The sequence below is a fragment of the Streptomyces sp. NPDC055103 genome (assembly GCF_053607625.1).
In genome coordinates, this window is the sequence record NZ_JBSGTX010000033.1 from 1 (window position 1) to 14544 (window position 14544).

The following is a 14544-nucleotide window of genomic DNA, read 5'->3' on the forward strand; positions in this document are numbered from 1 at the left end:
TGCGGAGCACCCGTGGCCCGCTGTCAGACGCGCCGGGCGGAACGCGTGCTGATCGCCACCCACGAGATCCGCGACGGTGCTGCGGCCGTAGGTACGCGCCGCGCAATGGCGCTGGTTCCGGCGTCAGGCCGAGCCTGCCCTGCGTGCCTTCGGGTCAGCGGGCCATGGTCCTGCCCTGAGTGTGCGGGGACAGTGGAGACCCGTTCGGGCCTCCACTCGACGGAACGCCAAAGGCGCGAGTCCGAACCGTGCTCCGGCTTCGCCGGCGTGTCATCGGAGACGACATGTTTCCCACCCCACCTTGTACCTGCCCCGTCGACTCGGCCGCGCCCCTCGTCGTTGGAGGGCGCCCGGAACGGGGTGGACAGTCAGATCTGTGTCGCCGTGGGGTTGAAACGGGTGACGTGGATGCCGCGCCCCCCAGCGCGGATCGCCCCCTTGCCCCATGAGCGAGATGGAGCTTGCGGCGGTGTTCAAGGATTCGCAAGCTCCCATTCATTAGTCCATCAACTCAAGAGCTTTTGGCGGCGAAGTTGGACCGGGTCTACCTCGGGTCTGCCAGCCGAACGGTGGAACAAGGGTGTGAACTATGAGATATTGGGCTATAGTCTCTGAATCTTGGACGCTTGAGACGTAGATCTTGAGGGCCTGAGAACGGACATCTTGTGGTCATGAAGCGCTACCCGCCGGAAATCAAGGCGACGCGGGCGCGCCGTACGGGTCACGGCCGGGAGTGACGATCGGGTCGGTCGCTGCTTATCCGAGGGTCAACCTGGAGACGCTGCAGAACTGGGTCCGGCTCGCCGGCGCGGCCGCCCTGATGCTTCGCGGACGCTTCCCCGCGGAGCCATTATGCAGAGCAGTCTTCACGCCGCCTGGCTGATGCGCGCCTTCGCCCACCAGGTCCTGAGCCTCAGGCAGCCCCATCCTGCAGACCTACGAAGCCAAGATGCTTCTGACCTTCGCCCTTCTCGCGCGGTATTCCCTCTCTCGGGCGGTTTGAGCCCGTACTGCTGGCGGTTGATGCCTGCTGGTGGCTTTGCTCGGATCGGCTCTGTGTGATCGATCCGGGGGTGTGCGGTGGATGTCGGGAGGCTCGGGCAGGTGGCGTTCGAGGTGGGGTACGTCGATGAGGACTGCGTACGCCGCCGCGAGCCCTTGGCGGCTTGCTGGACGCTGAAATTCGAGCGGCTGGCGCCGGTGCGCACGGTCAAGTCCTACCAAGGGCAGCGGTCCGTGACCCGTGACTACTGGGCGGCTACGACTGCCGGGCAGCTGTCCTGCGAGTCCCACCTGGAACGGCACCACGCGATGCTGATGGACTTCGATCCGGAGGTCACAGGTCTGGCCGGCCAGCCGTTCCGGCTGTTCTGGCCCGGGCGGCGGGGTCGCCGCGGGCACGTCCCGGACTTCTTCGCCCGGCTCGATGACGGCGGCGGCCTGGTGGTGGACGTCCGTCCGGACGACCGGATCGAGCCGGACGATGTGGAGGCGTTCGCGGCGACCGCGCGGGCGTGCGAACTCGCTGGATGGGCATTCCGTCGGGTGGGATCGATCGATCCGGTGCTGCTGGCGAACGTGAAATGGTTGGCGGGCTACCGGCACCCGCGCAACCACCGGGAATCCGTCGCCTCGGAGCTGACGGCGGTCTTCGCCCAGCCGGAGACTCTGTTTGCCGGGGCCGAGAGGGTCGGTGACCGGCTGGCGGTGCTGCCGGTTCTCTATCATCTGCTCTGGAGCCGGGTGCTGGAAGTCGATTTGGAATTGGGTCCGCTGGGGGCGCAGAGCATGGTCCGACAGGCGGTGAAGGTCCGGTGAAGAATCCGCTGGTGGTCAGGCCCGGTGACCGAGTGAGGTTCGACGGCAAGGTCCACACCGTCGTCGGTCTCTCCGGCGTTCTGGTGCGGCTCGCCGATGAACACGGGCAGTCCAGCGCGATGCATCTGCCGACGCTGATGACCTCTCCGGGCTTCGAGGTGATCGGCTCGGGCGGGGCCCGTCGGCTTGCTCTCGGTCTGCTGGACGGGCTGCCGCCCGGCGAAGCCGAACGGGCTCTGTGGTGGCACCGGCACATGAGCGAAGTGCTCACCGGTCTGCCGCCGGACGCCTCGGCGGGAGCGATGCCTCGGCCCGAGTACGACCCGGCGTCGCGGAACTTGGCCGAGCGCGAGGCGGCCAAGGCCGCCGAGCTGTCACGTGAGACCGGCCGTCCGGTCAGTCCGCACACCATCCGCTGGCGCCGACGCCGCTATCAAAAACGCGGAGTGAGGGGCATGGTCGACGGCCGCCTGGCACCGCGCCGACCGGTCCTGGGCCAGGTCGACCCGCAGGTCGTGGAAGTCCTGCGACGACTCATGGACCAGGCCGTCGACGGCTCGACCCGCACCGTCAGTTACTACTTCGAACGCGTCGGCCTGGCGGTGAAGAAGTTGGAGGGGCCGCCGGTCGAGATGCCCTCGCGGGCGACCTTCTACCGTCTGTTCAACCGGCTGGAGGCCGGCCGGCACACGACCGGTTCAGCTCGCACCCGCCGTTCGCTGGCCAACCGGCCCGACGGTGTCTTCGATCAGGTCACCGTCTGCCGTCCGGGCGAGCTGATGGAGATCGACTCCACGCCGTTCGATGTGCTGGTGAGGCTGGAGAACGGTGTCGTGGACCGCGTCGAGCTGGTCGGCATGGTCGATGTCGCGACGCGGTCCATCACGGCGGCGGTGCTGCGGCCGACCACGAAGTCGGTGGACGCCGCTTTGCTGCTGGCTCGGTCGGTGACCCCGGCTCCGATGCGGCCGGGCTGGCCGCAGGCTCTGCGGATGGAGCACTCGGTGCTGCCCTACGAGCGCCTGCTGACGGTGGACGAGAGGCTGCGGCACGCGGCCGCGGTCCCGCTGATCATCCCGGAGACAGTCGTGGTCGACGGCGGCAAGGCTTTCTTGTCGAAGAACTTCCATGCCGCTTGCAACGCGTTCGGCACCGAGGTGATCCATGCTCCGCCCCGCACGCCGACTCACAAGCCCCACATCGAAAGGACACTGGGCTCGGCAGCCTCACTGTTTGCTCAGTTTCTTCCCGGCTACACGGGACGTTCGACGGAATACCGAGGCCGGAAGGTCGAGGACGAGCCGTTGTTCTCCCTGCATCAGCTCCAGGAACTGCTGGAGCAATGGATCAGCGCTAAGTGGCAGAACAGGCCCCACGACTCACTACGTGATCCTCTCGCCCCGGGACGGACCTTCTCTCCGAACGAGAAGTACGCGTCGTTGGTGGAGACGGCCGGCTTCCTGCCGCTCGCGCTGACGGCGGAGGACTATCTGGAACTGCTGCCGACCCGCTGGCAGGCCATCAACTCCTACGGCATCAAGATCAATCACCGGATCTACGACTGCGACGATCTCAACGATCTGCGGCGGGAGAAGTCCGGGATCACCGAGCGGAAGAACCGCTGGGAGGTCCGCCACGACCCCTACGACATCCGGCTCGTCTGGCTCCGCAATCACCGCACCAGGCGGTGGATCACTGTCCCCTGGCGGCTGCTGTCGACCACCGTCACCCCGTTCGGCGAGCTGGCCTGGAACCACGCCGCCCGTGACCTGCGCGAGCAGGGCGACCGGGTCACCGAGGACGCTATCGCGGAGGCGGTCGGCGACCTGCTTGACCGGGCGACCAGCGGCCCTGAGGAGAAGGCGGCAGCCCCGGCCAAGCCGGTCCGAGGCCGTCGCAGTCGGCGCAGCGGCCCCAAGGTTGCCGCCCGCACCACGGCCACCAGCCAGCCCGCATGGCCACGGCCCGAGCCCCCGCTGCCTTCGCAGTCCGAACCCCCGGCCCCGGCCGGGGCCGACGAGGACGCCGGGGACGACGACACGGTGGCCGAGATCATCCCGCTGAAAGTCTTCGACGCACGCAAGGAGGCCCGGAAATGGTGGTGAACGCACCCGAGTTCGGGCAGCCCGAGGATCGGCGGATGCCCACGACCACGCTGGAGGGCTGGCGTCGGTTCGTCGACGAGGACCCGATCGCCTTCGATCTGCTGCCCGAGGATGACTGGAAGGACCTCGATCCCGGGGCCCGGGACGAGTACGACGAGGGGCGGGTCAACTACCACTCCGAGCTGATCATCGTGGAGACCCCAACCGTTCGCGATGTCCTCCACCAGGGCCGGCTGCTGACCTTGGTCAACCGGCGGGAGATCAGTGCCCGCCGAGGGCTGATCGTCTCCGGCCCCTGGGCCACGGGCAAGTCCACCGCCATCAAGCAGCTCGGGCGGGCCCACGAACTGCGAGTACGCCAGCGCTTCCCCGATCACGACCGCATCCCGGTTATCTACATCTCCGCCCCGCCCAATGGCTCCCCACGCAAACTCGCCACTCGCCTCGCGCACTTCTTGGGGCTGCCGCTGAAGGCCCGTCACAACGAGATGGACATCGCGGACGCGGTATGTGAAATCCTCACCGACGCCCGCTGCGACCTGGTCCTGGTCGACGAGATCCACAACATCCAGATGGGCACATCCACCGGCAAGGACATGTCCGACCACCTGAAGTACTTCGCCGAGCACATCCCCGCCACGTTCGTCTACGCTGGCATCAACGTCGAGCGCGAGGGCCTGTTCACCGGGGTCCGCGGCAAGCAGATTGCGGCCCGCTGCGTGATGAAGTACACCGGGAACTTCCCCTACAAGGCCGAATGGCGCTCGATGATCGCGCTGATGGAGAACTCGCTGCGGCTGCACCACCACGAGCGGGACAGCCTGGTCCGGCAGTCGAAGTATCTCCACACCCGCACCGGCGGCAGCATCAGCAGTCTCTCCCACCTCGTTCGCGCGGCCGCCATCAGCGCGATCGCCGACGGCAGTGAACGCATCACCCGCCCCCTGCTTCAGTCCATCCCGGTTGATCACAGCACCCAGTCCGACAGCCCACGCGCCGTTGACGACGAGAGCGGCGAGGTCGGAGACGCGGCATGATCAGCCGCCTGCCGGCGCCCCGGCTGCGGCGGCTCCCGCATACCGTCACCCCACTGCATCACGAGACCTGGGACTCCTACGTCAGTCGGCTCGCGACGGCGAACCGCGTCTCCCACCTCGAACTCCACGAACACATCAACAACAAACACCGGATCCACCCCGCTCCGCTGCCGCTGCTGAACGCCATCAGCCACCTGTCCGGCCACCCGCACGACCGGCTGCTCAAGGCCCTACCTGACCTGCGGACTCCCGACCTCGCCCGGCACCTTCCCGCAGCCTGTCAACCGCTCGATGAAGGCTGGCGGGTTCAAGCGGCCTGCACGCTCTGCCTGGCCGCCAAGGGGGTCTTCACCCAAGTCCGGTGCTGGGTCCCCCGAAGCACCCGCCTCTGCATCCGCCACGGCCGCTGGACCGACACCTACCACACCCAGTTCGAGGTCCGCCCGCTGCCCGAGATCATCCAGGCCCAGCGCGATCACTGTCGCCTGTTCCGCGAACACGGCTGGCAGGCCACGGAGGTCGCCATGCGCCAAGCGTCCCAATGGTGCTGGCGTTGGTGGGACAGCCGCAGGTTTCACCAAGTACGTGATCGCAGACTGCGGCTCCTCATTCCGCCTGGAGGGGGCACCTATCGCGAGGATCCACGGCTCATCGCCAGCGGTTATCCCGAGATCGTCGCCCTCACCGGTCTCCTGGCCTCGCCCAAGCTCCGGAACCTTCCCTTCACTGGCTGCGACAGGGACATCCGCCAGTTCATCAGCGAAGTCCGCGAACGAGCCGCCCCCGGCTACCGTTTCGAAGTCTCCGGAGCCGCCGACCCGCTTGTCCGCTGGATCGAGGAAGAGCGCTACTACCGCACTCTCCCCAATCATCCTTTCCCGATGCCCAACGAACCCAGGCCCCATATCGCGGAGACGCTGGGTGATCTCACTCGACGACTCAACGCCCGACTTGCCCCCGACCCCGAAGACGACCGGAGCCGATGCGCGGGCTGCGGCAAATCGCTGGAGGGCGGTCATCCCCGGGCGCGGTTCTGCTCGCCGGCCTGCAAAGCGCGCCGATATCGGCAGAAGAGGCAAGAACTCGCGCTCAGCAGCCCATTCCGCTCACACAAAGAGTGTCCAGTTTGCGGCGTCACATGGACACCCGGCGACGACCGACGCAGTGACGCGCGCTATTGCTCGCATCGATGCCGACAAGCCGCCTTCCGCCAGCGCCAGGCTGTTGAGGACGACTGACCGGCAACGTTAAGTGAGACAATCCGGCGGAAGCGCTGCCGGGAGGCAACGTCAGCTGAGATTCCGTCGAGGACCCGTCTCGCCTGTCGTTGCATCACCGCAGGTCACAGGCTCACCCGGAGGCAAGATTAAATGGGACGGGACACTGGGAGCTCCGCGTCGCCACCCTCTGGGCGCGCCTCGACGACCACGAGCCCGCCGCCTTCCGCGCCGCCGTCGCCGTCCTCGCCGACGAGCGGCCCGAGGACGACGCCGAGGCCCTCTTCGAGCTGGGCGCCGCCCACGACTCCACGGGCCTGCCCGTGGAGGCCGTCCGCCTCTACGAGCGCGCCCTCGACCGCGGCCTCACCGGGCTGCGCCGCCGCCGGGCCGTCATCCAGCTCGCCAGCAGCCTCCGCAACCTCGGCCGGCCCGACCGCAGCGTCGAACTCCTCACCGCCGAGCGCGCCATCCCCGCCGACCGGCTCGACACCGACGAGACGGCCCTCTCCGCCGCCGTCGACGCCTTCCTCGCCCTCGCCCTCGCCGACACCGGCCGTGACCGTGAGGCCGCCTCCCTCGCCCTCGGCGCCCTCGCGCCCCTGCTGCCCCGCTACAACCGCTCGCTCGCCCACTACGCCCGCGCTCTCCTCACCGCCCCCGACGGTTCCTGAGCCGCCCTCATGGACCCGCACCTCCTCCGTACGTACGTGACGGTCGCCCGGCTCGCGTCCTTCTCCGAGGCCGCGCGCGAGCTGGGCTACACCCAGTCCGCCGTCTCCCAGCACATCGCCGCCCTGGAGGCCGACCTCGGGCTGTCCCTCCTCACCCGGCGGCCCGTCGCGGCCACCCCCGCCGGGCAGCGGCTCCTCGAACACGCCGGGGCGCTGCTCCTCCGCCTCGACGCGGCCCGCGCCGACCTCGGCCAATTCGCCGCCGCGCCCCGCGCGACCCTGAACGTCGCCGCCTCCTCGCTCGCCCTGCACCCCCGTACCCTCGCCGCCCTTCCCGCCACCGGGGTCACGCTCCACGGCCTGCCCCGTGAGCGCGTGCCCGAGGCCGTCGCCACCGGCGCGGCCGACGCCGGGCTCGTCGACGGCATCGCCGCCCCCAGCGACCCGCTGCGGCTGCCCGACGTCGCCCCGCTCGCCGCGACCGGCGTCGCCGAGGAGCCGCTCGCCGTCGTCCTGCCCGCGGGGCATCCCCTCGCCGGGCGCGCCGGCCTGCGGCTCGACGACCTCGTGGACGCCCGCTGGCTCGACGCACCCGCCGCAGGCGTCCCCCTCGACCAGCTGCGGGCCGTCCACGCCGGACCCGCCGGGCGGGGCTTCCGCACGGCCCTGCGGTACGAGGGCACCGACACCCGTACCCTCGCCGCTCTCGCCGCCGCCGGACACGGCCTCGCGCTCCTGCCGCTCCCCGTGGCGGCCGGCGTCCCGGGCGCCACCGCCGTCCCACTGGTCGCGCCCCGGCTCGTCCACCGCACCGAACTCCTCCTCCCGGGGCTCGGCGGGGACCGGGCCGGTGACGGATCCGGAGACCGGTCCGGCGCATCCGGGGGATCCGGGGAACCGGGCGGGCCGGTGGCCGAGTTCGCGAGACGGCTCAAGAGCTGACATCCGCACTCGCTACCCTGTGCGCAACGGCGACGGGGCGACGGAAGGCGGGCAGACGTGGGCTGGCTGCGGCGAGGACCGAAGCGGGACGGCGAGGACGCACCGAGGGACCCCGAGTTCGGGTACTTCTCGCAGCGGGAGGCCGCGCTCTTCCGCGGCCGGGTCCGCGCCACCTTCGCCGAACTCGGCCTTGAGGTGTCCGTCTACGCGGACCACGTCGTCGACGACAAGGCGCGCCGCTTCGGCCTCGGCAACCTCGCCGCCGTCTGCCACCAGGACCGCCGCGGCACGCGCGTCTGGCCCGAGCTGATCCACCGCCATGTGGACCTGGTCGTCAAGGCGATGGAGGGACCCTCCGCCCTGGAGACCCTCCCGCCCGAGCAGATCAGGGCCCAGCTCTACCCCCGGGTCGTCAGCGGCGACGGCATCGACGCCGGCGCCTTCGGCTACGCCAGGAACGTCGCCCCCGGACTGTACGAGGTCCTCGCCCTCGACCTGCCGGAGAGCGTCATGATGCTCACCGACGAGGCGCTCGACCGGCTCGGCGACCACGCCCAGCTCCGCGACCGGGCGCTGCGCAATCTGCGCGGGCTGCCCGTGGAGGAGCACGAGACCGTCCGGGACGCCGACGGCATGTGCTTCGAGATCATCCTCGGCGACTCCTTCTACACCGCCAGCCGCGTCCTCGACCTCGACGGCGTCGCCCAGCGCGTCACCGGCCTTCCGCTGGGCGAGCACGGCGCGCTCGTCGCCCTGCCCTTCCGCCACCAGCTCGCCTTCCACCCCATCCGGGACACCTCGATCATCCCGGCGCTCGGCGCGATGGCCTCCTTCGCCGCCTCCGGGTACGAGGACACGCCGGGCGCCATCAGCCCGTACGTCTTCTGGTGGCGCGGCGGGACGCTCACCCAGCTCAGCGAGCACGACGAGGAGCACGGAGACCTGCGGATCGTCGTCGGCGACGACTTCCAGGACCTCCTCGAGCGGCTCATCGCGCAGGGCCCTGACCGCCGCTGAGCGGTCGCGTCGGGGCCCGGCCACGGGCAGGATGCTGTACGTCGACGGTGCCGCCGTGTCCGCCGACGAGCCCGCCGCGCCGCCGCCGCCGAGAAGGAGCCCCCATGCCGAGCACTCCCGTCGCAGCCGCCGAAGAGGTCGTGCCCTTCACCGCGGACGACTACCGGGCCCGGATGACCCGCGCGGCCGACTCCGCGGCGGACGCCGGGCTCGCGGGCGTGCTCGTCGCCCCCGGGCCCGACCTCGTCTACCTCACCGGCTACCAGCCGACCGCGATCACCGAACGGCTCACCGTCCTCGTCCTCGCCGTCGGCCAGGAGCCGGTCCTCGTCGTCCCGACCCTGGAGGCGCCCGACGCCGAGAAGGCGACGGGAGCGGCGGCGCTCACCCTGCGCGACTGGACGGACGGCAAGGACCCGTACGCGGTCACCGCACCGCTCCTGGACGTCGACGGCAGGTTCGGCATCAGCGACAACGCCTGGGCCATGCACCTGCTCGGCCTCCAGAGGGCCCTGCCCGGCACCTCGTACGTCTCCCTCACCGAGGCCCTGCCCATGCTCCGCGGCGTCAAGGACGCGCACGAGCTCGCGCGGATCGCGGCAGCCGGGGCCGCCGCCGACCAGGCGTACGGCGAGATCCTCAAGGTCCGCTTCGCCGGCCGCAAGGAGACCGACGTCGCCGCCGACCTCGCCGCGCTCCTCATGCGCTTCGGGCACTCCCAGGTCGACTTCACGGTCGTCGGCTCCGGACCCAACGGCGCCAACCCGCACCACGAGGCGGGCGACCGGACCATCGAGCGCGGCGACATGGTCGTCCTCGACTTCGGCGGCCTCAAGCACGGCTACGGCTCCGACACCACCCGCACCGTCCACGTCGGCGAACCGACCGACGAGGAGCGGCGCGTCCACGACCTCGTCCGCGAGGCCCAGCAGGCCGGCTTCGAGGCGGTCCGCCCCGGCGCGGCCTGCCAGGAGGTCGACCGCGCGGCCCGCAAGGTCATCACGGACGCCGGCTACGGCGAGTACTTCATCCACCGCACGGGCCACGGCATCGGCGTCACGACGCACGAACCCCCGTACATGATCGAGGGCGAGGAGCTTCCGATCGTCCCCGGCATGTGCTTCTCGATCGAACCGGGCGTCTACCTCCCGGGCCGCTTCGGCGTCCGCATCGAGGACATCGTGACGGCGACGGAGGACGGCGGGGGTCACCGCTTCAACAACACGCCGCACGAGATGGCGATCGTCGAGTAGGCCCCGGCTCCCTCCCGGGCTCAGGGGGTCCGGCGGATCAGGGCGCCGCTACCCCGGCCATGATCCGCCGGACAGGCCCTGGGTCAGCCGTCCGTCAGGACGACCGCCGACTCGCCCGGGAGGGTCAGCACCCCGTCCGCGCCCGGCGCCTCGATCGGGTCCCAGGCCGCGAGGACCCGGTCGCGGCCGTTCGAACCGAGGGGGATCACCGCCGGCTCCTTGCCCATGTTGACCGCGACCCTCAGGTCGCCCCGGCGGAAGACCAGCCAGCGGGACTCCTCGTCGAAGGCGACCTTCACGCCCGCCAGGTCCGGGTCCGTCAGGTCCGGCAGGGTGCGGCGGAGGGCGATGAGCTGGCGGTGCCAGGCGAGGAGCCGCTTGTGGGGATCCCGCTCCCGCTCGGTGCGGTCGAGGACCGAGCGGTCGCGGGTGGCCGGGTCCTGCGGGTCGGGGACCTCGTTCTCCGACCAGCCGTGCTCGGCGAACTCCCGCCGCCTGCCCCGCCGTACGGCCTCCGCGAGCTCCGGATCGGTGTGGTCGGTGAAGTACTGCCAGGGCGTCGTCGCCCCCCACTCCTCGCCCATGAACAGCATCGGCACGGAGGGGCCGGTCAGGACGAGCGTTGCCGCGCAGGCGAGCAGGCCGGGGGAGAGGGAGGCCGAAAGGCGGTCGCCCAGAGCGCGGTTGCCGATCTGGTCGTGCGTCTGGGCGTACCCCAGGAAGCGGTGGGCGGGAGTGCGCTCCCGGTCCACCTGGCGGCCGTGGTGGTGACCCCGGAAGGTCGAGTACGTGCCGTCGTGGAAGAAGACGTGCGTGAGCGTCTTGGCGAGCGCCGACATCGGCGCCCGTGCGAAGTCGCCGTAGTAGCCCTGGGATTCGCCGGTCAGGGCGGTGTGCAGGGAGTGGTGGAAGTCGTCGTTCCACTGGGCGTGGACGCCGAGACCGCCGAGCGTGCGCGGGGTCGTCGTGCGCGGGTCGGCGAGGTCGGACTCGGCGATCAGGAAATGCTGACGGGCCTGCTCCTTCGCCAACTCGTCGACGGCGGCCGAGAGTTCTTCGAGGAAGGTCAGCGCGCGGGTGTCGGCGAGCGCGTGGACCGCGTCGAGCCGCAGCCCGTCGATCCGGTAGTCCCGCAGCCACGCGAGCGCGCTCCCCAGGAAGTACGCCCTGACCTCGTCCGAACCCGGTGCGTCCAGGTTCACCGCCGCGCCCCACGGCGTGTGGTGCGTGTCCGTGAAGTACGGGCCGAAGGACGGGAGGTGGTTGCCGGACGGGCCCAGGTGGTTGTGCACCACGTCCAGGACCACGCCCATGCCGAGCCCGTGTGCCGCGTCCACGAACCGCTTCAGCGCCTCAGGACCGCCATAGGGCTCGTGGACCGCCCACGGCGCCACCCCGTCGTACCCCCACCCGCGCACGCCGGGGAACGGACACAGCGGCATCAGCTCCACATGGGTGATGCCGAGGCCCGCGAGCTCCCCGAGGCGGGCGGTCGCCGCGTCGAGCGTCCCCTCGGGGGTGAAGGTGCCGACGTGCAGCTCGTACAGGACCGCGCTGCGCAGCCGCAGCCGAGGGGACTCGTGCCGCCAGACGTACGAGGAGTGGTCGACGACCGCGCTCGGCCCGTCGGGCCCCTCGGGCAGCCGGCGCGAGCGCGGGTCCGGCAGGACGGGCCCGCCGTCGAGGGCGAAGCCGTACCGGTCGCCGTCCTCGGCGGCGACGACCCCCGTCCACCAGCCGGCCCGCTCGGCGTCCCTTTCCAGGGCGTGGCCGGTGCCGTTCAGCTCCAGCGTGACCCGGTCCCGGGCGCTCGGCGCCCACACCTCGAAGAGCACGCGCATCCCCTCGTCGACGGTTCCACCACTCAACGACTGACTACCGCGTCCATCCTGGCAGTCAGGACCCCGACGCGCCCGGCGCGTCCCACACAGAGGTGATCGCGCGCCCGGAATTGACGTGGCGCGTGCGGCGAAGGCCGCCGCCGTCGCCCTGCCCGGGGCCCTTCTGGACACTTCGGGCCCACCGGGCCGACAATCACGGGTGTGACGACCCCTTTCGAGCTTCCCGCGAACTCCCCTCGGCTGACCGACGCCGAGCGGGACCGCGCGCTGGGGCTGCTCCGTGAGGGCGCCGCCCAGGGACGCCTCTCGCACGACACCTTCGTCTACCGGATGGAGCGCGCCCTCCAGGCCCGCCGGCCGGACGAGCTCGACCTGCTCGTCGCCGACCTGCGGACCGATGGCAACTGGACCCGGCGGGTCGTCGGCGCGGTCGAGCGGATGTCGGCGTTCACGGTGCGGCTCGGACGTGCCTGGCGCGCGGAGCGCCTGCCGAAGCTGCTGCTCCCGCTGCCCGGCCCGCATCCGCTGCGGATCGGCCGCGACCCGGTCAACGGTCTGCGGCTCAGTCACGAGACCGCGTCCCGGCTGCACGCCGAGCTCTCGCTCCAGAGCGGGATGTGGGTCCTGCGCGACCTCGGTTCGACGAACGGGACGACCGTCAACGGCCGCCGGGTCACCGGCGCGGTGGTCGTGAGGCCCGGGGACGTGGTCGGCTTCGGCCAGATGGCGTTCCGGCTCTCCCACGGCTGAACCGCCCCTTCGCCCCACTCACCCCGTTCACCCGTTCGGCGGTACGTGACGCGCCGTGCGGGCCGCCCGGTGCTGGGGTGGGAGCACGCGCGCCACGATCTCCGGCCGCGGCACCCACCGCCGATCGACAGGGGGCGCGATGAGCGACGAGCCGAACAGCGGCATACGGAACGACCGGCCGGAGGAGTCCGGCGACCCCTGGACGAGACTGCCGTCCATGGCCCCGGGCACGGTGTCCGCCGCGATTCCGACCGTGACCCCGGGCGCGAGTTCCCTGCGGGGAGGCTCCGCGGGCCTGGTGCGGACCGTCGCCGACCCGACCGCCGAGGAACCCGCAGAGCTCGCCGGTCCAGCCGGATCCCACGGACCCGCCGGTCCCTACGCGCCCACCGGACGGACCGTCGCGCCGAGCCCCCTCGACCCCGGTGCCACCCGCGACCCGCACGCGATCCACCGGACGCTCCGCGAGGAGTTCCCGCTCACCTACGACCCGCTGCTGCGCGCCTGGGTCCTCAGCCGGTACGCGGACGTCGCCGCCGCCCTCACCGACACCCGCTTCACCCACGGCCACCGGCCGGGCGACCCACCCTGCGCCCGGGCCCATGTCGATGCCGACATGGCCGAGTTGAGGAGCGTCACCGAGCGCACGGCGTACGTCCTCGCCCGCCGCATCGCCGAACGCCCGCAGGCCGACCTCGTCGCCGACTTCTGCCACTGGCTGCCCGCGGGGACCGTCGCCGCCGCCGTCGGCGTGCCCTACCGCGACATGATGCGGCTCGTGCGCGGCCGGGCGGCCGGGGCGCTCGCCGGGGAGTGCGGCGGCCAGATCGCCGTACGGGAGAAGGCCCTCGCCTCCTTCCTCGGCAACGTCCTCGCCGACCCCGGCCAGGTCGCCGCCCTCCGTGACGCCCCGACCGCGCTCGTCGCCCGCGCCTGGGCGGAGTCGCTGCGCCGCGACCCGCCCGTGCAGATCGCCGTGCGCCGCACCCGCTCCGAGGTCCGGGTCAGCGGCGGCATCATCCCGGCGGGTGCGTCCGTCGCCCTGCTCGTCGGCTCCGCCGGCCGGGACCCGGAGCGTTTCCGCGAGCCCGACCGCTTCGACCCGTTCCGCGACGACCCGGGCCAGCTCACGTACGGCAGCGGTTTCTGCCCCGCCGTCCTGCTCGCCGGCCTGGAGGCCGAGTACGCCCTGCGCGCGCTCTTCACCGCGATGCCCCGGCTGCGCCTCGCCGACGGCTTCCGCCCCGCGGCCGCCGGCCTCATCACCCGGGCCCCGCGCAGCCTGATCGTCCGCCCGGGCGGCTGATCCGGGCCTGGGCGAGGGGGCCGCCCGGCGCTGCTAGGGTGACGTGCGCTCGTCAAAGAGCCCTCTATCGTGCCACTTTCCACGGGGATTGAAACATGAAGATGCGTCACGTCCGAGCCATCGCCGTCGCCGCCGTCGCGGTCGTCGCCCTGACCGGTGCTCGCGGTTCGAGCGGCGGCAGCTGTGGCGGCAGCAGCGGCTCCAGCGGCAGCAACCACAGCGACAACGACAACAGCAGCACCTCTGGCGGCTCCGTGCCCGGTGGCTCCAGCAGCGCGGACAAGGCGATCCGTGACGTGACCATCGACGAGTGCAAGTACGACCAGTCGACCAAGAAGCTCGTCGCCCGGATCACCGTGAAGAACGACGGCTCGCTGGACTACGACTACAACGTCACCATGAAGTTCAAGGGCGCCGCGGGCGGCAGCGTCACCCCGGCCACCGCGATCAAGGCCGGTATCGCGGTCGCGGCGGGCGCCTCCGTGAGCGCCGAGGTGACCACCCCGTACATCGGAACCGGCGACGGCTCCGAGTACACCGCGTGCGAGGTCACGCGAGCCTCCCGCTTCTGATCGAATCCGATC

The 14544-nt window shown here is 71.3% G+C and carries 12 protein-coding genes; 11 read left to right on the forward strand and 1 reads right to left on the reverse strand.

Going from position 1 to position 14544, the window contains the following annotated elements:
- Positions 1 to 1104 precede the first annotated feature (1104 nt).
- The 8 genes from ACWFR1_RS21280 to ACWFR1_RS21315 all read left to right on the forward strand — a co-directional run bounded on the left by ACWFR1_RS21280 (position 1105) and on the right by ACWFR1_RS21315 (position 10063).
- Positions 1105 to 1818: a TnsA-like heteromeric transposase endonuclease subunit gene (locus ACWFR1_RS21280; protein WP_453553384.1), complete on the forward strand. Its 714-nt coding sequence runs from the start codon at positions 1105 to 1107 to the stop codon at positions 1816 to 1818.
- Positions 1815 to 3923, forward strand: a complete 2109-nt coding sequence (locus ACWFR1_RS21285; protein ID WP_453553386.1) for an integrase — start codon at positions 1815 to 1817, stop codon at positions 3921 to 3923. The genes ACWFR1_RS21280 and ACWFR1_RS21285 overlap by 4 nt, the downstream gene beginning before the upstream one ends.
- Positions 3914 to 4960 (forward strand): ATP-binding protein, encoded by a 1047-nt coding sequence (locus ACWFR1_RS21290; RefSeq protein ID WP_453553388.1) that lies wholly within the window; start codon positions 3914 to 3916, stop codon positions 4958 to 4960. The genes ACWFR1_RS21285 and ACWFR1_RS21290 overlap by 10 nt, the downstream gene beginning before the upstream one ends.
- Positions 4957 to 6198 carry a hypothetical protein gene (locus tag ACWFR1_RS21295; protein ID WP_453553390.1) on the forward strand — a complete coding sequence of 414 codons (1242 nt, stop codon included), beginning with the start codon at positions 4957 to 4959 and terminating at the stop codon, positions 6196 to 6198. Before ACWFR1_RS21290 ends, ACWFR1_RS21295 begins: the two co-directional genes overlap by 4 nt.
- Before the next feature lie 89 nt (positions 6199 to 6287).
- Positions 6288 to 6851, forward strand: a complete 564-nt coding sequence (locus ACWFR1_RS21300) for a tetratricopeptide repeat protein (protein WP_453553392.1) — start codon at positions 6288 to 6290, stop codon at positions 6849 to 6851.
- A gap of 9 nt (positions 6852 to 6860) precedes the next feature.
- Positions 6861 to 7793, forward strand: coding sequence for a LysR family transcriptional regulator (locus ACWFR1_RS21305; protein WP_453553394.1), 933 nt, complete (start codon positions 6861 to 6863; stop codon positions 7791 to 7793).
- A 57-nt stretch (positions 7794 to 7850) separates the two neighbouring features.
- On the forward strand, positions 7851 to 8810 hold the full coding sequence (locus ACWFR1_RS21310) for a hypothetical protein (protein WP_453553396.1): 960 nt from the start codon (positions 7851 to 7853) through the stop codon (positions 8808 to 8810).
- A gap of 104 nt (positions 8811 to 8914) precedes the next feature.
- Positions 8915 to 10063 carry an aminopeptidase P family protein gene (locus tag ACWFR1_RS21315; RefSeq protein WP_453553398.1) on the forward strand — a complete coding sequence of 383 codons (1149 nt, stop codon included), beginning with the start codon at positions 8915 to 8917 and terminating at the stop codon, positions 10061 to 10063.
- An 83-nt stretch (positions 10064 to 10146) separates the two neighbouring features.
- Here the strand turns inward: ACWFR1_RS21315 and treZ are convergent, their stop codons facing one another.
- Entirely contained in the window at positions 10147 to 11898 is a 1752-nt protein-coding gene (gene treZ, locus ACWFR1_RS21320) for a malto-oligosyltrehalose trehalohydrolase (RefSeq protein ID WP_453553524.1), read from the reverse strand.
- 207 nt (positions 11899 to 12105) lie between these two features.
- Between treZ and ACWFR1_RS21325 the strand changes: the two genes are divergently transcribed.
- The 3 genes from ACWFR1_RS21325 (at position 12106) to ACWFR1_RS21335 (ending at position 14532) form a co-directional block, all read left to right on the forward strand.
- The gene (locus tag ACWFR1_RS21325; RefSeq protein WP_453553400.1) at positions 12106 to 12654 is read left to right on the forward strand and encodes an FHA domain-containing protein; all 549 of its coding nucleotides are present in this window, start codon (positions 12106 to 12108) and stop codon (positions 12652 to 12654) included.
- Positions 12655 to 12793: 139 nt separating this feature from the next.
- Complete coding sequence (locus ACWFR1_RS21330) at positions 12794 to 13960, forward strand: cytochrome P450 (RefSeq protein WP_453553402.1); 1167 nt, start codon at positions 12794 to 12796, stop codon at positions 13958 to 13960.
- A 95-nt stretch (positions 13961 to 14055) separates the two neighbouring features.
- Positions 14056 to 14532, forward strand: a complete 477-nt coding sequence (locus ACWFR1_RS21335) for a hypothetical protein (RefSeq protein ID WP_453553404.1) — start codon at positions 14056 to 14058, stop codon at positions 14530 to 14532.
- Positions 14533 to 14544: the final 12 nt, after the last annotated feature.